The sequence below is a fragment of the Pseudomonas cichorii genome (assembly GCF_019719005.1).
Classification (GTDB): Bacteria; Pseudomonadota; Gammaproteobacteria; order Pseudomonadales; family Pseudomonadaceae; genus Aquipseudomonas; species Aquipseudomonas cichorii_E.
In genome coordinates this window covers 48,075-67,873 of record NZ_JAIGPJ010000033.1, presented here as the reverse complement: position 1 = coordinate 67,873, position 19,799 = coordinate 48,075, and the positions used below count along the sequence as shown (strand labels likewise).

At 59.8% G+C, this 19,799-nt stretch carries 18 protein-coding genes; 12 read left to right on the top strand and 6 right to left on the bottom strand.

Annotated elements, in window-relative coordinates:
* Positions 1-89: 89 nt before the first annotated feature.
* Positions 90-992, bottom strand: a complete 903-nt coding sequence (locus K5D32_RS20540; RefSeq protein ID WP_221601614.1) for a LysR substrate-binding domain-containing protein — start codon at positions 990-992, stop codon at positions 90-92.
* Between the two features lie 275 nt (positions 993-1,267).
* Between K5D32_RS20540 and K5D32_RS20535 the strand changes: the two genes are divergently transcribed.
* Complete coding sequence (locus K5D32_RS20535) at positions 1,268-2,149, top strand: alpha/beta fold hydrolase (RefSeq protein WP_221601618.1); 882 nt, start codon at positions 1,268-1,270, stop codon at positions 2,147-2,149.
* Between the two features lie 18 nt (positions 2,150-2,167).
* Here K5D32_RS20535 and K5D32_RS20530 read toward each other — a convergent pair whose 3' ends face one another.
* From K5D32_RS20530 to K5D32_RS20510, 5 genes are all read right to left on the bottom strand, one after another.
* Entirely contained in the window at positions 2,168-2,764 is a 597-nt protein-coding gene (locus K5D32_RS20530) for a hypothetical protein (RefSeq protein WP_221578210.1), read from the bottom strand.
* A 263-nt stretch (positions 2,765-3,027) separates the two neighbouring features.
* Complete coding sequence (locus tag K5D32_RS20525) at positions 3,028-3,750, bottom strand: hypothetical protein (RefSeq protein WP_221578156.1); 723 nt, start codon at positions 3,748-3,750, stop codon at positions 3,028-3,030.
* Positions 3,751-3,875: 125 nt separating this feature from the next.
* Complete coding sequence (locus K5D32_RS20520) at positions 3,876-4,322, bottom strand: hypothetical protein (RefSeq protein ID WP_221578157.1); 447 nt, start codon at positions 4,320-4,322, stop codon at positions 3,876-3,878.
* Positions 4,323-4,664: 342 nt separating this feature from the next.
* Entirely contained in the window at positions 4,665-5,378 is a 714-nt protein-coding gene (locus K5D32_RS20515; protein ID WP_221601612.1) for a cupin domain-containing protein, read from the bottom strand.
* Positions 5,379-5,399: 21 nt separating this feature from the next.
* Positions 5,400-6,257, bottom strand: a complete 858-nt coding sequence (locus K5D32_RS20510; protein WP_221594301.1) for a GNAT family N-acetyltransferase — start codon at positions 6,255-6,257, stop codon at positions 5,400-5,402.
* Positions 6,258-6,485: 228 nt separating this feature from the next.
* Between K5D32_RS20510 and K5D32_RS20505 the strand changes: the two genes are divergently transcribed.
* The 11 genes from K5D32_RS20505 (at position 6,486) to argE (ending at position 19,792) form a co-directional block, all read left to right on the top strand.
* Positions 6,486-7,958, top strand: coding sequence for an aldehyde dehydrogenase (locus tag K5D32_RS20505; RefSeq protein ID WP_221601610.1), 1,473 nt, complete (start codon positions 6,486-6,488; stop codon positions 7,956-7,958).
* Between the two features lie 406 nt (positions 7,959-8,364).
* A complete protein-coding gene (locus K5D32_RS20500) occupies positions 8,365-9,033 on the top strand; it encodes a haloacid dehalogenase type II (RefSeq protein WP_221537298.1) in 669 nt (222 codons plus the stop codon).
* 51 nt (positions 9,034-9,084) lie between these two features.
* Positions 9,085-10,359 (top strand): FAD-binding oxidoreductase, encoded by a 1,275-nt coding sequence (locus tag K5D32_RS20495; protein ID WP_221537299.1) that lies wholly within the window; start codon positions 9,085-9,087, stop codon positions 10,357-10,359.
* A 93-nt stretch (positions 10,360-10,452) separates the two neighbouring features.
* Positions 10,453-12,090 (top strand): ABC transporter substrate-binding protein, encoded by a 1,638-nt coding sequence (locus K5D32_RS20490; RefSeq protein ID WP_221537300.1) that lies wholly within the window; start codon positions 10,453-10,455, stop codon positions 12,088-12,090.
* Positions 12,091-12,122: 32 nt separating this feature from the next.
* A complete protein-coding gene (locus K5D32_RS20485; RefSeq protein ID WP_221537301.1) occupies positions 12,123-13,079 on the top strand; it encodes an ABC transporter permease in 957 nt (318 codons plus the stop codon).
* Entirely contained in the window at positions 13,076-13,951 is an 876-nt protein-coding gene (locus K5D32_RS20480; protein WP_221537302.1) for an ABC transporter permease, read from the top strand. The genes K5D32_RS20485 and K5D32_RS20480 overlap by 4 nt, the downstream gene beginning before the upstream one ends.
* Position 13,952: 1 nt before the next feature.
* The gene (locus K5D32_RS20475) at positions 13,953-15,794 is read left to right on the top strand and encodes an ABC transporter ATP-binding protein (protein ID WP_221601608.1); all 1,842 of its coding nucleotides are present in this window, start codon (positions 13,953-13,955) and stop codon (positions 15,792-15,794) included.
* Positions 15,791-16,099 (top strand): (2Fe-2S)-binding protein, encoded by a 309-nt coding sequence (locus tag K5D32_RS20470; protein WP_221601606.1) that lies wholly within the window; start codon positions 15,791-15,793, stop codon positions 16,097-16,099. Before K5D32_RS20475 ends, K5D32_RS20470 begins: the two co-directional genes overlap by 4 nt.
* On the top strand, positions 16,081-17,487 hold the full coding sequence (locus tag K5D32_RS20465) for an NAD(P)/FAD-dependent oxidoreductase (RefSeq protein WP_221601604.1): 1,407 nt from the start codon (positions 16,081-16,083) through the stop codon (positions 17,485-17,487). Before K5D32_RS20470 ends, K5D32_RS20465 begins: the two co-directional genes overlap by 19 nt.
* Positions 17,484-18,638 (top strand): FAD-binding oxidoreductase, encoded by a 1,155-nt coding sequence (locus K5D32_RS20460; RefSeq protein ID WP_221578166.1) that lies wholly within the window; start codon positions 17,484-17,486, stop codon positions 18,636-18,638. Before K5D32_RS20465 ends, K5D32_RS20460 begins: the two co-directional genes overlap by 4 nt.
* On the top strand, positions 18,635-19,792 hold the full coding sequence (gene argE, locus K5D32_RS20455; RefSeq protein ID WP_221601603.1) for an acetylornithine deacetylase: 1,158 nt from the start codon (positions 18,635-18,637) through the stop codon (positions 19,790-19,792). The genes K5D32_RS20460 and argE overlap by 4 nt, the downstream gene beginning before the upstream one ends.
* The last annotated feature ends 7 nt before the right edge of the window (positions 19,793-19,799 follow it).

Below are 19,799 nucleotides of genomic sequence, written 5' to 3'. Positions count from 1 at the left end.
ACACATCTTGTTGATATCACCCTCCAAGCCTAGCCTCTCTCGTTGGGTGCAGATCAACATACAAGGAGCGACTTCAGTCGCGAAGCCCTTCAGCGCTCAAACCCCAGATCCTGCCTCAGAGCCTCGACGCAGAAGTCTACGAAGGCGCGCACTTTGGATGAGCTACGACGGCCTTCCAGATAGACCACGTGCACGGGTTCCGGAGCGATTTCAAATGCTTCCAGCACGCATTCGATGCTTCCATTCTGCAGGTGCTCGCGTATCTGGTACGACGGCACCTGAGTCAGCCCCCAGTTCTGCATCATTGCGCTGATGGCGGCGTTGAAGGACGTCAGGTGCAGCCTTGAACCGACGTCTACCGAGTGATCACGCCCCTCGACCCGGAAAGCCCACTTGGGTGGGCGTTCGGAAGCGGATGTTGAAATGGTCGAATGTCGCCGCAGATCGTCAGGGTGTTGCGGGGCGCCATGTGCCGACAGATAGGCTGTGGATGCACAGACCATGCGCCGCACGCTGCCTACAGGAATAGCGGTCAGTGACGAATCGGGCAGGGCTCCGATTCGTATGGCTACGTCGACGCCTTCATCGAGCATGTGGACGACTCGATCTACCAGAGTGGCGCGGATGTCTACGGTGGGGTGTTGGCCAAGGAAGCGAGTCAGCACCGGCGTGACATGCAACGCGCCAAACATCTGCGGTGCCGTGACCGTCAGCAGGCCGCTGGGAGTCGTGTGGACGCCTGCCGCTGCGCTTTGCGCTTCATCAAGGTCGGCAAGCAACCGGCGACAGTCCATGGCAAAACGTTGCCCAGCTTCTGTGAGGCGCAGGCTTCGGGTTGTGCGCACGACCAGCAGAACCCCCAGGCGGCTTTCCAGTTGGGCGATTGCACGTGTCACTGTGGCGGTAGAAAGACCGAAATGGCGAGCCACGCTGGCGAAGCTGGATTGCTCCGCCACGGCTGAGAAAAGTGTCATTTCCTGGATTCGGTCCATAGGTGTCCTGTCAGCATTGCATTAACTGAAACAGTGAATTGAGGTTTGTGGTGATTCTCGGCGAATAACGCAATGCCTAGTATGGACCTCAATTTCATTCTGTTTGAGGTTTAACCATGAACCACTCCAACTCCCAGTCAGGCAGCGACACGCTGGATGTCAGCCGGCGCAAAATCCTCATGGCCTCTGCAGTGGGTGCTGCTTCGGCAATAGCTGTTTCGGCAGTCAGCGCTGCCGGACTCTCCGGTAAGGGTTCTGCGGCCAAAGAGAGCGCTTTGCCGGTTGATGATGCCTCGCGTATTACGTTCAACACGCAAAAGGTCGGCGAGGTCGATGTGTTCTATCGCGAAGCAGGCCCCAAGGATGCGCCGGTATTGTTGCTGTTGCACGGCTTTCCCAGCTCCAGCCACATGTTCCGTAACCTGATGCCGTTGCTGGCGAATAAGTATCGATTGATCGCGCCAGACCTGCCAGGTTTCGGTAACACCAAAGCACCGCCGCGCGGTCAGTTCGATTACACCTTTGAAAACCTCTACAAGGTGATCGAAGGCTTTACCGAGGCCTTGGGACTGAAGAAATACAGCCTCTACATTTTCGACTACGGCGCGCCCACAGGCCTGCGTCTCGCCGTTGCCAACCCGGAAAAAGTCACGGCCATCATCAGCCAGAACGGCAATGCCTACATGGAAGGTTTCAGCGATCAATGGGGGCCTTGGCAAACCTATTGGCGCGAGCCTACGGCGGCCAACCGCGAGGCCTGCCGTGCTTCGTTATCGCCGGAAACGATTCGTGACTGGCAATACGGCACGGGCTCTGATTTGAAGAAGCTGTCACCAGACGGATATAACCTGGACATCTTTTATATGGCACGACCTGGCGCGGAGGAGATCCAGCTCGACCTGATACTTGACTATCGCAGCAACGTGGCCGCTTATCCTGCGTTCCAGCAGTACCTGCGCAAACACCAGCCGCCATTGCTGGCTGTCTGGGGCAAGCATGACCCGGCCTTTATCCCGCCAGGAGCCGAGGCGTATCGCAAGGATATCCCGACTGCCGAAGTGCATCTTCTGGACGCTGGCCACTTCGCTCTGGAAACGCATGCACCGGAGGTCGCCGGGTACATTCGCGATTTCCTTTCACGCAAGCTGAAAGTCTGACACGCGGCAAAACAGGGTTCATCCCAACGGATTGAACCCTTCCCCCGCGCTGCAATAACGTTGCTGCGCAGCTTTGCTTGAGCCTGCATGGCTTCTGTCCCACTGTCGGCTCCAGCTTTTGCATTGCTCTCTGAAATACACCTTCGCGCCTTTTCGGCATTCGCGGTATTCGATCGAGCCTCTGGGCCAGTTGGTGCAGACGCTGCTGCCTTCGATGCGGTTGTCGGTGATGCTCCAGACCGCCCGGTAGGTGCGTTTTTTATCCCATTGGTTCACCGTCGCCCATTCAACGCTTTCCATGCTGGCGCGCCCGGCTTGTGGTGCTTGCTGGTCGGCCATGTATTGCGCCATGAACCTGTCGGACACCATGCCTTGGGCTTCATGGTTCTGGGTCGCCCGGGGGAACTGGCCAAAGCGGCAGGTTGCAACGGCTTCGTCTATGACATTATCCGGGCCTATGCAATCGGCCAGCGGTTGGGGGCGTTGTGAGGTTTGAGCCGGTGCGGGAGAGACAGTGGTCTGCGTGACCTTGTGAATCGGGGGCGATGCGGAGTTGTTAGCGATCAGTCGCAAGACACCACTGTAATGCAGTACGCCATAGCTGCTCAGGGCCATGAAGACCAGCAAGGCCAAGAGATTGCGGTAGAACGACGAAGAGGTCGATGGGTGGCGTCGCACGTAATGCGCCGCGTCTTCCTCATCGGCACTGAAGTGCTCATATGAGTTGCGTTTGTCTTGCATGGCATCCATTCACAGAGTTGCGCGTCCCGTGCGCTGAGTCGAGAGCGTAAACGGGATGGATGCCGTTTGCCAGTGTTAGCTAACGTTCACTACATGAAACCGGTACAGGCAATGTGCCTGTATGCATGATTGCCTGCTTAGACTGTTTTATTGTCCGATGCGCTGGCTGCACTGTTCTTCCCGCTATTGAAAATATCCAGGGCCGAACTGTCGCCCGATGTCAGATTGGCCACATAGTTACTGGGATATTGTGCTTTTTCTATCGGCGGAAGATCGTTGTAATGCGCGAGCATTTCGACCAGTGTGTTGGTGCTCTTGCCGGTTTCGTTGTATTCATCTACGTATTGTTTGGCAATAGCCCTTTTCCATACTTGTTCACGGTCGGTGTTTTCGGAAAAGGCTGCATTTCGCTCGTTGATGGTGTAATCACCGCTTTCATCGTAGATGATTAACCGCAACTGATCCTGGGACAAGCTGGCAAAAGGATTTGCGCCTGTACCGTTTTTGAATTGTGTCGCCTGTTTGGCTCTTTCCAGCAGTTCGGGATCATCGGTGTCCGGAACTTCGGCATCGTGAATTTCCCGCTTCTCGTAGTATTCGGTGCCCGCGATCTTGTAAATGATGCTGGTGGCCAGTTTACCCAGCGCTTTGCTACCCAGTGTCGAATCGCGAGACTCGGCTCGAGCTGCACTGTCATTCAACTGTTTGGCCAGGGTTGAGAGTGTTGCTGTGTCCGAGTTTTCCGTTTTTGAAGACAGCTCTTTCGCGTCGACAGTGACGGGGGCCACGGAAGCCGTTTTGGCGACGGTCTTGATCGTGTTGCTGGCAAGAAAAGACGAGATGGAGTTGGTATCGATCATATGTGCTTCCTCGCAGCGGGGACCCTATCCGTGGTTCTATCGTCATTGTGTCGGCCTGGGACGCGCAAGCTTTAGCTTTATCGCAGGAACGTGTGCATCAGGCACTGATGCACACGTGTCCAGCCTTATTTCATGGTGAATTCGGCAGACCAGGCGTAGGTGGACAGGTTGGTGACGCTAGAGGTCGCTGTACAAACCGCGCCACCGCTAGGCGTCGCTGTGCGGGTCCATTGCGGCACCTTCACGCCACCGCTTGAAATGGTGTTGATGAAGGTCGTTGAAAATACACAGACCTTTGTCCCGATGGCGTAGCGAACGCTGGCATAACCTGAGTCGGGCAAAGCGGTTTGTACAACATAGGTATCAGAGCCACCTGCAGCGACAATGGCATCGATCGGCTCTTTTGCGTATAGCTGAGTCGATCTTTCATTGGTGGTGACGATCTTGTTTTCGGCTGCTGCAGTTCCCAGGTTCTTGAATGTCACAGTAACCGGTGGGCCCGCGTGTGCCGTTGCAGCGACAGCCATTGTGGCCAGTGCGAGGGAGGACAATAGCAGTTTTGAAAGTTTCATAGCAGTAAAGCTCCTTGAGTAAAAGTGTCAACTTCTTGTTGTAGGTGCATATGAAAATAAGCGATGGCCCGCCGTCATGCCGGGTTTTCATGCTGTTGCAAGTATGGAATCAGAGGCGAGAAGAGTGCGGGGTAACCAGCGGGCAATAAAACATGCACATTTCCCTGTGCCGATGCTGATATGAATATTCAGCATCACTCTATCCACGGCAAGGTTTGTATCATGGGCGCTACAAAAGCGGTAGCCGATAAAATACTTTCTGAAAAAATAAAGTAATAAGTCTTTTTGTTTCAAAAGTGTTGCAGCGCCCTTCAATAAAGTGAAGAGCGCCTGTTTTCAATGTCACGTCACTGCATAAAACTTGCGTACATACACTGTACTGGTCCATTTGCACGGCGCGCCCTGGGCGACAAATACGGTGTCGCCCGGCTTTACGTTCAGGGTCGGGCCGCCTTCCAGTTGCAGGTCCACTTTGCCTTCGATCAGGTGCATCAGTTCGTGGATCTTGTGTGGTCGTGCGAAGCGTTCGTAAGGGGTTGAATCCCAGACGCCGATGCGCAAGGTACTGGCGGTGTCCTCGAAGATGTTGTTGCTGCGACATTGTGGTGCCGTGCCGATCAGGATGCTGGCTTCCGGTGGTGACGACGGGGTAAGCGGCGCGTACTGCTCAATCAACGTGATGCCGGGTTTATCCGGGCCTGTGGCCTGGGTCGCGGCGCAGAATGCCCACTGGCTGTTCGGTTGTGCTTCGATTTGCAGATCGGTGCCGCACCCGATCACGGCGCTTTCGCCCGGGCTGACAGTGATGCTGCTGTCGCCCGAGCGCAGGGTGATTGCGCCACGGTGCACCACCAGCATTTCGGTGTAGGGGTAATCCTCCACGCTCAACGATTCGCTGAGGTTCACCAGGCCAGCAGCAATGCCTTGGCCATCGATGAAGGCAATGCGGCGCTGCCTGGCAAACGGGTCGCTCGAGTTCAGCGGGCCGCTGGTGAATTCGGTGTCTACAGGGCTGTTATCGGCACGTGCCAGCAACAAGGCGGTTGGGTGTGACATGTGGACTGAATCTCCAGAAATCTAGCCGATGGCCTGAGTGATAAGGGCAAATTGACGAACGCCTTGGGACGGCTGCGGTACGGGCCCCATGCTCATGCAGGTCACGCTGTCCACGCGCTTGAGGCCGGCTTCTTCCAGCCATTGCGGCAGGCCGCTGTCCACCGGGATATCGATGCGGACAAAGGCGTAAGGCACCTTGGCAAGCAGTTGTTCGATCAGGTGTCTGGCCTGCTCGACGTCTTGGGCAATCAGCGGGCCGATGCACAGGCCACGACCAAAAGGTCGCATGATGGCGAAAGCCTGGAGCTGGCCGTCACGCTCGATGCCCACGGCATGTTCGACGTTGTTCAGCACATCGCCCAGCGTGACTGTGCGATCCAGCCCGCTGCCGGCATTGGCCAGTTCCAGCGCGCGCGGGTGGTCTGCATCGGTCAATGGGCGGCAGTGTTCGCCGGCTTTCAATGGGGTTGAAGACGGCACTTGTGCCTGGCCCTGACGTTGCTCGACTTCGCCAAAACTGACGAAGCCCATCTTGGCGTACAGCGGCGCGCCAGCCAGCGTGGCATTCAGGACGGCGGTACGCGGCGCGACGCTGCCCACCGCCATTTCCATCAGCTTGCGTCCGATGCCTTTGCCTTGATAGTCGTCGCTGACAATCACCAGCCCGATGGTGGAGTAGTCGCCTTGGTGACAGGCAAAGGCGCTGCCGATCAGCCGGCCGTTATGGATCGCCACAAAGCCTTGGGCGACACGTTGCAGCATGGCCCAGTCTTCCAGCCGGTGCGGCCATTTCAGGTCCAGGGACAGGTTATGGGCATGACCGACATCGTCTGCGGTCATGGGGCGATATTCATAGTCGATGCGTTGTTGAGCGAGCATGAGGTATCTCCGTGAAAAGGGATGCACAAGCGATAAAAGTCTGCGGCAGGCTTGCTGTATCCCACCTGTGGGCAAGGGTGACAAGAGGGCTGCAAGCATTCGGCAGATTCCATAATCGCAAGCGCTCCAGACCGCAGTTACTTCTTAAACGGGGTAAAAGGTCGGCAGCAAATGCTTGCGGTTTTTTTCTAGCATGGACACCTCGCTTTTCATTGGCTGGAGTCCTTCATGGATAGCTTCGATCCTCGTGTCATTGCTGTGCGCAGCGCTCATTTCATTGCCGGCCAGTACCGTGATGCGCAATCGGGTATGGAGGTGTCGCGTCCCTCCGATGGCCAGGTCTATGCCGAGCTGCCGATTGCCGATGCCGCGCTGGTGGATGAAGCCGTGAGCAATGCCTGGCAGGCATTCAAGCGCAGCGATTGGGCCAGTCGTCCGCCACGGGAGCGTGCCCGCGTCATGCGTCGCTGGGCCGATTTGATCGAGGCCGACGGCGCTGTTCTGGGGCCGCTGGAAGCGGTGGGTTCTACGCGCCCGCACAAAGATGTGCTGGCCTGGGACATTCCTTATGTGGCCGAAGGCATTCGCTTCTTCGCCGAACTGGCGGACAAGCACGGCGGTGAGGTCGCGGCGACCCAGACTGATCGGCTGGGCATGCAGATTGCCGAACCTTACGGCGTGATCGCGGCCATCGCGCCGTGGAATTTCCCGCTGAGCATGGCGTCATGGAAAGTCGCGCCCGCTTTGGCGGCAGGTAATGCCGTGGTGCTCAAGCCTTCGGAGCTGACGCCGTTTTCTGCCTTGCGTTATGCCGAGCTGGCGGTGAAGGCTGGGATTCCCGCCGGGATCTTCAACGTGGTTCAGGGTGATGGCCGCACCACCGGCGATGCGTTGTGTCGGCATCTGCTGGTCTCGAAAGTGACCTTTACCGGCTCGACGGCGACCGGGTCGAGCATCATGTCCACCTGCGCGCTGGTAGGCCCCAAGCCAGTGACCCTGGAACTGGGCGGCAAAAGCCCGCAACTGGTTTTCGCGGATATTCCGGATATCGCCAAGACGGCACGCACCGTTGCCCTGGCCATTACCGGTAACGCCGGGCAAGTCTGTGTGTCGGGTTCGCGGCTGATTATCGAGCGTTCGATCATGGCTCCTTTTGTCGAGCACCTTCAGGCGTACTTCAAGGAACTGCGTCCCGGCCCGACCTGGTCGCCGGAGAGCACCTTGTCACCGATCATTTCCCGTTTGCAGGCGTCGCGCATCGACAACATCGTGCAGCGCTCCCGTGAAGCGGGTGCTGAAGTGTTGACCGGTGGTGGTCTGTTCGAGGGCCTGGGTGGCGCTTATTACCAACCGACCTTGCTGACAGGGCTGGACAACCGGAACCCGGCCGTTTGTGAGGAAGTCTTCGGCCCGGTGCTGACCATTCAGGCGTTCGATGATGAAGAACAGGCCTTGAGCCTGGCCGGGCACGACACTTATGGGCTGGCAGCCGGGCTGCACACGGCGGACCTGAACCGTGCCCTGCGCCTGATTCGTCGCCTGGAAGCCGGGACGGTCTGGGTGAACCGTTATGGCCGCAGCAACGATTACATCCTGCCGACTGGAGGCTACAAGCGTTCCGGGATCGGCAAGGACCTGGGCAAGGAAGCATTTGAAGCCAACCTGCGATTCAAGAGTGTGTTGATCGATATCGCTGGCTGATCGTTTCAAGGCTTTATCGGGCGGGCGCTTCCTGTAGGGGAAGCGCCCGCGAATGAATTCGCTACCTACCGGGCCCGCGTAGGAGCGAATTCATTCGCGAAAAACCATAACCCCCGCCAAAACGCAGTTTCTGCGGCGCAAACCCCCGTGTTTGAGCGATAGCGCCCCGAAAAGGGTCATAAAAGCGCCTGAAACCGGGGTTTGCCCAAGGCTGGAGCGCCCCGCAAAGTCTGCTGAGCGCGAACCTTAAAACGGTGCTTTCTATCAAGCAGCCAGCACTTTTAACGCCATATGCTGATTTCACGGTGTTGTAATGAGGGTGTGCTTCAGCGTGCATCAACGATCGTTTCGAGCGGTTTGATTGCACGTCTTGCCATGACCTCAACGAACTTCAGGACCGCACAAAATGAGCTTTCTTCGACCAAAATTCATTACGTTCGACTGCTACGGCACGTTGACCAACTTCCATATGGGCACCATGACCCGCGAGCTGTTTGCCGACCGTGTTCCCGTCGAGCAGATGGACCAGTTCGTGAAAGACTTTTCGGCCTATCGCCTGGATCAGGTCATGGGTGAGTGGATGCCGTATGACGAAATCCTGAAGGTCGCTCTGGCACGTACCTGCAAACGCTGGAACGTCGAGTACCGTGGCGAAGGCCAGATTTACTACGACGCCGTTCCAACCTGGGGTCCGCACGCTGATGTGCCGGCCGGTCTGGCGAAGATTGCCGACAAGATCCCTCTGGTGATTTTCTCCAACGCCAGCGACAGCCAGATCATGTCCAACGTCGACAAGCTCGGCGCTCCTTTCCACAAGGTTTTCACTGCCGAACAGGCTCAGGTCTACAAGCCGCGTCTGGCAGCGTTCGAGTTCATGCTCGACAACCTCGGCTGTGGCCCGGAAGACATTTTGCATGTGTCTTCGAGTTTCCGTTACGACCTGTTTTCAGCCCATGACATGAAGATCAGGAACAAGGCATTTGTGGCCCGAGGCCACGAACAGCCGGCCAACAGTTTCTATGAGTATCACCAGATCCCGGACATCGGCGGTCTGGCCGGGCTGGTCGGTCTGTAAGAGCGGCATTTTCAAGGTGCTTCAAACCCTGTAAGCAACAAGGAGAACGAGATGCACAGTGAGTCCTACTGGCTCGATACTGCTCCGGCCTTTACCGGTGCCTGCGAAGGTGCGGTGGAGGGGCGGGCAGATGTGGTGATTGTCGGGGGCGGTTTTACCGGACTCGCGGCAGCTCGTGCCTTGGCCTTGAAAGGTGCCAGTGTGGTGGTTCTGGAAGCGGGCCGGGTGATCGGCGAAGCGTCCGGGCGCAATGGCGGGCAGTGCAACACCGGCGTTGCCCAGGACTATGCATCCCTGAGCCAGAGCCTGGGTGCCGAACAGGCCCGCGAGTATTACAAGGCGTATGAAAGCGCGGTGCAGAGCGTTGTCGATGTGATCGAGCAGGAGAACATCGCCTGTGACATCAAGCGCAACGGCAAGCTCAAGCTGGCCGCCAAGCCCGGTCATTATGAGGGGCTGGCCCGTACCTGCGAGCTGATCCGGCGTGAAGTGGATGCCGATGTCGAGTTGCTCTCGGCTCAGGATGTGCGCGCCGAGATCGACTCGGCCGAGTTCCACGGCGGCCTGTTGCAGCGCAACGGCGTGCAGATTCATGTCGGTCGTTTTGGCGTGGGGCTGGCCGATGCGGCGGTGCGCCATGGCGCTCGCGTTTATCAGGACGCTCTGGTCAAGGACTGGAAAGCCAGCGGCAACGGCTTTGTGGTCAACACCTCCAAGGGTTCGATCCAGGCCGGGCAAGTGTTGCTGGCCACTGGCGCTTGCCAGCACGGCGGGCTGGGCTGGTATCGGCGCCGGATCGTTCCGGTGGGCAGTTTCGTGATTGCCACCGAAGTGCTGCCTCAGGAACTGATCAATCGTCTGTTCCCCAACCAGCGTGCCTATGTCACCAGCCGTCTGATCGGCAACTATTTCCGTCTTACGCCTGATAACCGTTTGCTGTTTGGCGGTCGTGCGCGCTTTGCGATGTCCAACAGCAGCTCGGATGCCAAGAGCGGCAAGGTGCTGCAGGCGGCCATGGTGCAGATGTTCCCGCAACTGGCCCACGTGAAGATCGATTACTGCTGGGGCGGGCTGGTGGACATGACCTCCGACCGTCTGCCCCGCGCAGGCGAGCATGACGGGGTTTTCTACTCGATGGGCTACAGCGGCCATGGCGTACAGATGTCGGTACACATGGGCCAGGTCATGGCAGAGGTCATGGAAGGCAAGGCACAGGCCAACCCCTGGCGCGACCTGAGCTGGCCAGCGATTCCCGGCCACTTTGGCAAGCCGTGGTTTCTGCCTCTGGTGGGCGCGTATTACCGCTATCAGGACAGTCGCTACTGAGTTTTTGTTTCACCGTCGTCGCGTGTGCTTAAAGGACGCTCCGGTCAACCGTGAGCAACTCGGACATTCCCTTTTTCGACAGGTAGAACTGATATGGCTGACAAGAAAAATGATTCCCCGTTGATTTCCGGCCAGGACAGCCTGCGGGTTTTCGAGGGACTCAATCGCGGTCTGTCGCGCCGCGATGCATTGCGCATGCTGGGCGTCGCCGGTGTCATGGCGGCAGGTTCCAGCAGCCTGTTCGGTGCGGCGGGGAAAGTGTTTGCCGATGACGACGCGGCACCCGTGAAAGGCAAGCCGGGCGGACGCATTCGTGTGGCAGGCATGTCCAGCTCCACCGCCGATACCCTCGACCCGGCCAAGGGTGCGCTGTCCACCGACTATGTTCGCCACTTCATGTTCTACAACGGCCTGACCCGTTTCGACAGCCATCTGGTGCCGCATCCGGAACTGGCTGAAAAGATCGAAAACAGCAACGCAACGGTGTGGACCATCACCTTGCGCAAGGACGTCACGTTCCACAACGGCAAGCCGCTGAGCGCCGCCGATGTGGTGTTCTCCCTGTCGCGCCACAAGGACCCGGCCACCGGCTCGAAAGTCATGCCGTTGATGGCGCAGTTCGCCGAGATCAAGGCGACCGGCCCGCTGGAAGTGCAGATCACCCTGAGTTCGCCCAACGCCGAGCTGCCGTCGATCCTGGCGGTGTCGCACCTGTTGATCGTGCCCGAAGGCACCACCGATTTCAGCAAGGGCATCGGCACCGGCCCGTTCACGGTCAAGGAGTTCACGCCGGGCGTGCGTTCCGTCAGCGCCCGCAACCCGAACTACTGGAAACCGGGCCTGCCGTACCTGGACGAGATCGAGTTCATTGCCATCGGCGACGAGCCATCGCGGGTCAATGCGCTGCTATCTGGCGACGTACACATGATCAACGAGGTCAACCCGCGCTCCACTACCCGCATTGCCGCCAGTGCCGGTCACCGGGTGGTGGATGCGCCGTCGGGCAACTACACCGACCTGATCATTCGCCAGGACCAGATGCCAGGCAAGAGCCCCGAATTCACCGAGGCCATGAAGTACCTGCTGGACCGCGAACAGGTCAAATCGGCGGTGTTCCGTGGTTACGCACGGGTGGGTAACGATCATCCGATTGCGCCCGGTTCGCGTTACTTCAATGCCGACCTGCCGCAGCGCCCGTACGACCCGGAAAAAGCCAAGTTCCTGCTCAAGAAAGCCGGGCTGGAAAAGATCACCATGCCAGTGGCGGCATCGCCGGCTGCAACCGGTTCGGTGGATATCGCCGTGCTGCTGCAACAGTCGGCCAAACAGGCCGGGCTGACTCTCAACGTCAACCGTCTGCCCAGCGATGGCTACTGGTCCAACCACTGGATGAAACACCCGCTGAGCTTCGGCAACATCAACCCGCGCCCGAATGCTGACGTGATCTTCTCGCAGTTCTTTCAGTCGTCTGCGCCGTGGAACGAGTCGGGCTGGAAGAACGACCAGTTCGACCAGTTGCTGATGCTGGCCCGTGGCGAAACCGACGACGACAAGCGCGCCAAGATGTATGGCGACATGCAGGCACTGGTCAGCCAGCACTGCGGCATCGGCATCCCGGTGTTCATCAGCAATATCGACGGCGTGGACAAGCGTATCCAGGGTTATTCCAGCAACCCGCTGGGTGGCTTCATGGGTTACATGTTCAGCGAGCAGGTGTGGCTGGACGCGTGACAACGGCTGTGGACTGATGCGGGAGCAGGCAGATGAATAGCAACACATTCTGGCTGATCGTCCAGCGCCTGGGCGCTGCGATCGTGACCTTGTTGATTGTTTCCGTGGTGGTGTTCTCCATTACGGCAGTGTTGCCCGGCGATGCGGCGCAAGCCGCCCTCGGGCAGTTCGCGACCCCTGAACAGGTTGCGGCCCTGCGTATCAAGCTGGGTCTGGATCAGCCGGGTGTGGTGCGTTACCTGCAATGGCTGATGAACCTGCTGGGCGGCAACATGGGCGAGTCGGTGTCCAACGCCATGCCGGTGACCGAACTGATCGCCGGCCGTTTCCCGAATACCTTGATGCTGGCGGCCACCACCGCTCTGGTGTCGGTGCCGGTTGCCCTGGCGCTGGGCATCGGCTCGGCCATGGGCCGGGGCGGTCGTCTGGACAGCGCCCTGAGTTTCATCACCCTGGCGCTGGTAGCGGTGCCCGAGTTTCTGGTGGCGACCCTGGCGGTACTGATCTTTGCCGTGAACCTGGGCTGGCTGTCGGCGTTGTCCTATGCCAGCGATGTCAGCTCGCCGCTCCAGTTCATACGCACTTATGCCTTGCCGGTGATGACCCTGTGCTGTGTCATCGTCGCCCAGATGGCGCGCATGACCCGCGCTGCCGTCATCGACCAGCTCGACAGCCCGTACGTCGAGATGGCCCGGCTCAAGGGCGTAAGCCCTACGCGCATTGTGCTGCAACATGCCTTGCCCAACGCTATCGGACCGATTGCCAATGCCGTTGCGTTGAGCCTTTCCTACCTGCTGGGTGGCGTGGTGATTGTCGAAACCATCTTCAACTATCCCGGCATCGCCAGCCTCATGGTCGATGCCGTGACCAACCGGGACATGGCGCTGGTGCAAGCCTGCACCATGCTGTTCTGCTCGGCTTATCTGGGGTTGGTGTTGCTGGCCGACCTGTGTGCAATCCTTTCCAATCCGAGGCTGAGAACCCAATGAGCGATGTCATTGTGAAGTCGACGCCAGCCGCGCCGGACCTGGCGCTGGGCAAAATCTCCCATGGGCCTTCGTGGCTGGGCCTGATCGGCGCAGCGATGTGTTTCATATGGCTGCTGGTCGCGCTGTTCGGCCCATGGCTGGCGCCGTATTCGGTGGGCGAAGTGGTTTCCGACAACGTGTTCGATGCTATCAGCGCCACGCACCTGTTCGGCACCGATTATCTGGGCCGTGACATGCTCAGCCGGGTGCTGGTCGGTGCGCGTTTCACCATCGGCCTGGCTTTGGTTGCCGCGATACTCGCCAGCGGTATCGGCACCTTCTTCGCGCTGATTTCAGTGGTCGCGCCCAAATGGCTGGATGAAGTCATCAGCCGTCTCATGGACGCCTTTATCTCGATCCCCAGCAAGATGCTCGCGCTGATCATGGTGTCGGCCTTCGGTTCGTCCATCACCCTGCTGATCTGCACAGCGGTACTGAGCTTCATGCCCGGCGCCTTTCGCATTGCCCGCAGTCTGGCAGTGAATATCGAGGCGCTCGAGTACGTGCAAGTGGCTCGCACCCGTGGAGAAAGCCGCCTCTATATCGCCTGCCAGGAAATCCTGCCCAACATGCTCAATCCGGTGATGACCGACCTGGGCCTGCGCTTCGGCTTTATAGTGCTGCTGCTCAGCGGCATGAGTTTTCTGGGGCTGGGCGTGCAGCCACCGGATGCCGACCTGGGTTCGCTGGTGCGCGAGAACATCGGCGGTCTCAATCAAGGCGCTCCTGCCATCGTGATTCCGGCACTGGCCATCGGCACGCTGACCATCGGGGTCAATCTCTTCATCGACCGGCTGTCATCAAGCCGCAGTCGCCGCTCGGGAGGTCGATGAGATGAGTGAATTGATAAGGGTGCAAGACCTGCGAGTGGTTGCCAGCGGCGACCGTGGCGAAACCGAGATCGTCAAAGGCGTAAGTTTCGCGCTGGAAAAAGGCGAAGTGTTGGCGCTGATCGGTGAGTCCGGTTCCGGCAAGACCACCATCGCTCTGGCGCTGCTGGGCTATGCACGACGCGGCTGCCGTCTGGCCAGCGGTGTGGTGCAGGTGGGCGAGCACGACATGCTCAGCCTGCCGGAAAGCCAATTGCAGGGTTTGCGTGGGAACCGTGTTTCCTACATTGCGCAAAGTGCTGCTGCCGCGTTCAACCCGGCCAAGAAGCTGATCGATCAGGTGATCGAAGGTGCGCTGATTCATGGCCTTGGCACCCGGGCTGCTCTGGAAGCCAAGGCCGTCGAGCTGTTTCGCGATCTGGCACTGCCCAACCCGGAGCAGATCGGCCAGCGCTATCCGCATCAGGTGTCGGGCGGCCAGTTGCAGCGGGTCATGGCGGCCATGGCGCTGATCAGCGACCCATTGCTGGTGATCCTCGACGAGCCCACCACCGCGCTGGACGTCACCACTCAGATCGACGTGCTTCGCGCGTTCAAGCGCGTGGTGCGCGAGCGTGGCGCGACGGCAGTGTATGTCTCCCATGACCTGGCGGTCGTGGCGCAGATGGCGGATCAGATCGTTGTGCTCAACGGCGGGCAGATCATCGAGAAAAGCAGCACCACTGCGCTGCTCAAAGGCCCGGAAGAAGCCTATACCCGCAGTTTGCTGGCGGCAGCCCGCCCAGACGCAACCCTGAGCCCGGCCAGTGAGGTGGCCAAGGACAGCGTGCTGCTGACCATCAAGGGCATGACCGCCGGCTACGGCAAGAAGAACCTGCAAGGCATGCCGATGATTCGCGTGCTTGAAGACATCGACCTGACCATTCGCCGTGGCCAGGCCATCGGCGTGATCGGTGAGTCCGGTTCGGGCAAGTCGACCCTGGCCCGTGTGGTCGCCGGTTTGCTGGACCCGGCTCGCGGCAGCCTGACATTCGACGGTGCCGAACTGTCCGGCACCCTGGCCGGGCGCACTGAAGAGCAGTTCCGTCGTATCCAGATGGTGTTCCAGAACGCCGACACCGCACTCAACCCGATGCACAGCGTCAGCACCATCCTGGCCCGGCCTTTGAAAATGTACTTCGGCCTCAAGGGCCAGGCCTTGCGCCAGCGTATCGATGAGCTGATGGATCTGGTGCGCCTGCCTCGTGAACTGGCCGAGCGTCGTCCCAACGAACTGTCCGGCGGGCAGAAACAGCGTATCAACCTGGCCCGCGCCCTTGCGGCCAAGCCGGATCTGATCCTCTGCGATGAAGTGACCTCGGCGCTGGATACCGTGGTCGGCGCAGCGATTCTTGAACTCTTGGGCGACTTGCGGCGCGAGCTGGGGGTTTCCTACTTGTTCATCAGCCATGACATCTCCACCGTGCGCGCCCTGTGCGACGACATTGTGGTGATGTACAGCGGCCACAAGGTCGAAGAGGGCAGTTGCGAATCCTTCAGCAAGGCGCCTTTCCATCCTTACACAGACTTGCTGGTGAGTTCGGTACCGGAGCTGCGTCAGGGCTGGCTGGAAGGTTGTTCCTCCAATTGCGGCAAGCTGCCGCCGACCAGCGCCCCAGCCCGTGATACCGAGCTGTGTACCTTTCTCAATCGCTGCCCGGTCCGTATCGAGGGCTTGTGCAACAAGACCGCGCCGGGTCGCCGCCAGATTGGTGGTGGCAGCGAAATTCTCTGTCATCGTGAAAGCGCCGAACTGCAGGGCGCACAAGAGAACCTGAATAACGTGACCGTGGGAGCCTATGCATGAAAGGGCGTTTCGTAAGGTTGGGCGAGCGTGATCGGCCCACTGTCAGCCTCAAAGTCGACGGCCTGTCCGTCGAAGCCTTGCAGGGTGACACCCTGATGGTCGCCTTGCTGACCCAGGGTGCGGCATTACGCCAGTCCGAATTCGACTCGGGGCGTCGTGCCGGTTTCTGCCTGATGGGCGCCTGCCAGGATTGCTGGGTCTGGACCCGCAGCGGCGAACGCCTGCGCGCCTGCTCAAACGAAGTCCGCGACGGGCTGGACATTGTCACCACACAACCGGAGGCGACATGGCCACTTCACGGTTAGGCGTTGCAGACCCCAAGGCTGCCAGGGTCGTCATTATCGGTGCCGGGCCTGCGGGTACCCGTTGTGCCGAGACGCTGCTGGCGGCGGGCCTCAAGCCGATTCTGATCGATGAAAACCGCCGCGACGGCGGTCAGATCTACCGGCGTCAGCCCGAAGGTTTCAAGCGCGACTATTCGGCGTTGTATGGCACCGAAGCGCCCAAGGCCCGTGCGCTGCATGAAAGCTTCGACCGCCTGCGCTCGCAGATCGACTATCGGCCCGACACCCTGGGCTGGAACCTGACGCCCGGCCAACTGTGTTGCGTCAGTCAAGGTCTGCATACCGTGCAGGATTTCGATGCACTGATTTTGTGTACCGGTGCCACCGACCGCCTGATGCCCATCAAGGGCTGGCAACTGGCGGGGACTTACAGCCTGGGCGGCGCGCAGATTGCCCTCAAGGCGCAGTCGGTCTCCATTGGCAGCCGAGTCGTGTTCATGGGCAGCGGACCATTGCTGTACCTGGTCGCCAGCCAATACGTGAAGGCGGGTGCCGACGTGGCTGCGGTGCTCGATACGTCTCCCTTCAGCAAGCGCATCGGCGCACTGCCCAAGCTGATGTCGCGTCCGGGTTTGCTGTTCAACGGCATGAAACTGCTGGCTCAGCTCTATAGCGCCAAGGTGCCGGTGCATATGGGCGTGCAGCCTGAACAGATTCTGGGGGATGAGCAGCAAGGCGTCAGCGGCGTGCGCGTACGTCTGGCCAATGGTTCGTCCCTGAACGTCGAGTGTGATGCGCTGGCGCTGGGTTATCACTTGCGGCCTGAAACTCAACTGGCCGATCTGGCGGGTTGCCAGTTGCGTTTTGATGAAGCTTCCGGGCAATGGGTGCTGGCCGTCGACGAAGAAGGCCGGACCTCGGTCAAAGGCGTCTACGCCGCGGGTGATGGCGCGAAGATTCGTGGTGCCGACGCTGCCGAGCAGGCGGGACGTCTGGCGGCCCTGGCCGTGTTGCAGGATCTGGATATACCGGTGGATCCTGGGCGTCAGGCACAGGTGCGCAAGGACCTTGAGGTCATGGATCGTTTCCGTGTCGGGCTGACCGAAGCCTTTCCATGGCCCGCCGCCCAAGCTCAGGCTTTGCCTGACGATGCGATTGTCTGCCGCTGCGAAATGATCAGCGCAGGCGAACTGCGCGGTGTCGTGCGCCAGAAAGGTGCCTGCGAGGTCAACCGCGCCAAGGCGTTCAGCCGGGTCGGCATGGGCCGTTGTCAGGGGCGTTATTGCTCCCAGGCAGGCGCTGAAGTGATCGCCGCCGCTGCGGGCGTGCCGGTCGAACAGGTCGGGCGTCAACGCGGGCAAGCGCCGGTCAAACCCTTGTCCATGCTCACAGATGAGGTGGTGTCATGAAGCAGCCGAAAGTCGATGTGCTGATCATTGGCGGCGGGATCATGGGCTCGGCTTCGGCCTTTTTCCTGCGCCAGCGCGGCCAGTCGGTGACCTTGCTGGAGCGCGACATGATCGGTCAGTACGCCAGTGGCGTTAACTTTGGCAACGTCCGCCGTCAGGGTCGCTTTCTCGGTCAACTGGAGCTGTCGAATCGCTCGTGGGGATTGTGGAAACGCTTGCCGGAACTGATCGACGACGACCTGGAATTCATTCCTTCGGGGCACATGCGGGTTTGCTACCGCGAAGATGAAATCCCGGAACTGGAAGCCTATGCCGCCGCGCCCGAAGCCCGTGAGCTGGATCTGCGGATCTACAGCGGCAAGGAATTGCATGAGCGCTTTCCGTTCCTGGGGCCTGACGTGAAAGGCGGCTCCTACGCGCCCCACGATGGTCACGCCAACCCGCGTCTGGCCGCACCGGCCTTTGCCCGTGCCGCGATTCGGGCCGGAGCCCGGATCGAGGAGCGTACCGAGGTCGCTCATGTGCAAAAGGTCGGTGGCGAGTTTGAAGTCACCACCACCGATGGCCGGATCTTTACTGCCGACAACCTGCTGATTACCGCCGGTGCCTGGGGCCAGAAACTGTCCGAGCAGTTCGGTGAGCCTGTCCCGCTGGACACCCACGGGCCGCAAATGGCGGTGACCGAACCTGTGCCTTACGCGCTGCCGACAGTGATTGGCGTGTACACAAAGATTGCCCACGAAGTGATCTATTTCCGGCAGATCCCTCGGGGCAACATCATCATTGGCGGTGGCTTTCGCAGCAAACCGGACATGATCAACCGAAAGGCCTATGTCGAGCCGCGCAGCATCATCAATCAGGTGCAGCAGATGCGCCGGTTGCTGCCGGGCGTGGGCAACCTGAACATCATTCGAGTGTGGAGTGGCATTGAAGGCTACACGCCGGATTCGCTGCCGGTCATGGGCCGTAGCGGTGCGGTGGACGGGTTGTTCTATGCTTTCGGCTTCTGCGGTCACGGCTTCCAGCTGGGGCCGGGCGTGGGTGACGTGATGGCTGAATTGATCAGCACGGGCAGTACCTCCACGTCGATCAGCCCTTTTGACATTCGCCGTTTCGCCATGGCGAACCCGCAAGCGAGTAAAGCCTCATGACGCCCCGCGCACTGGAAATCCTCAAGCGACTGATTGCCTTCGATACGGTGTCGTCGGAGCCGAACATGGCCCTGATCGAATACGTTCGCGACCTGCTGGCGAGCAAGGGCATCGAGTCGTTGATCGTCAAGGACGAAACCGGCAAGAAAGCCAACCTGTTTGCCAGTACCGGCCCACGGCAACAACCGGGCGTGCTGCTTTCCGGCCACACCGACGTGGTGCCCGCTGCCGGTCAGGCCTGGACCGTGCCGCCGTTTGAGGCGACGGTACGCGATGGCCGGATTTATGGCCGTGGCACCTGTGACATGAAGGGCTTCATTGCCCTGGCCATCGACGCCATGCTCGATGCGGCGGACATGACGCTGACTCGGCCGCTGCAACTGGCGTTGTCCCACGATGAAGAGATTGGCTGTGTCGGAGTGCGGCGCTTGCTGGATGTGCTGCATCTTGCACCGCTGCGGCCCTTTTTGTGTGTGGTGGGTGAACCAACCCTCATGCAGTTCGCCATCGGCCATAAGGGCAAAAGCTCCTACCGCACGTATTGCCGTGGTCAGGAAGCGCATTCTTCGCTGGCACCCCGTGCGGTCAACGCTATTCATCTGGCCAGCGATTTCATTGCCGAACTGCGCAAGAGCCAGGCACTGGTCGAGCAACAAGGCGCACGGGACGAAGGCTATGACATTCCCTACAGCACCGTGCATATCGGCCGCATCGATGGCGGCAAGGCGCTGAATATCGTGCCGAACCTCTGCACCCTGGAATTCGAGTACCGCAACCTGCCGGGCGATGATCCTGATCTGCTGCTGGCGCAATTGCGCGAGCGTGCCGACGTGCTGGTACGCGAGGCCAAACAGCTGTCCGGCGTGGCGGATATCGAGATTGAAATCATGAACGAATACCCGGCGCTGGAGACGCACCCCAGCGTCGAGGCCGTGCGCTTGTTGCATGCTTTTGCCGAGCCGGGCACGCAGCACATCAAGGTTTCCTATGGCACCGAAGGTGGCCTGTTCGCCGGGCGACTCAATGTGCCGGTGGTGGTGTGCGGGCCGGGCTCCATCGAGCAGGCCCACAAGCCCGACGAGTTTATCGAGGTCAGCCAGATGACCGCAGGCGAGCGCTTTCTGCAGAGCCTGTTGGGTTCGTTGAAGCAGTAGAGGCTGC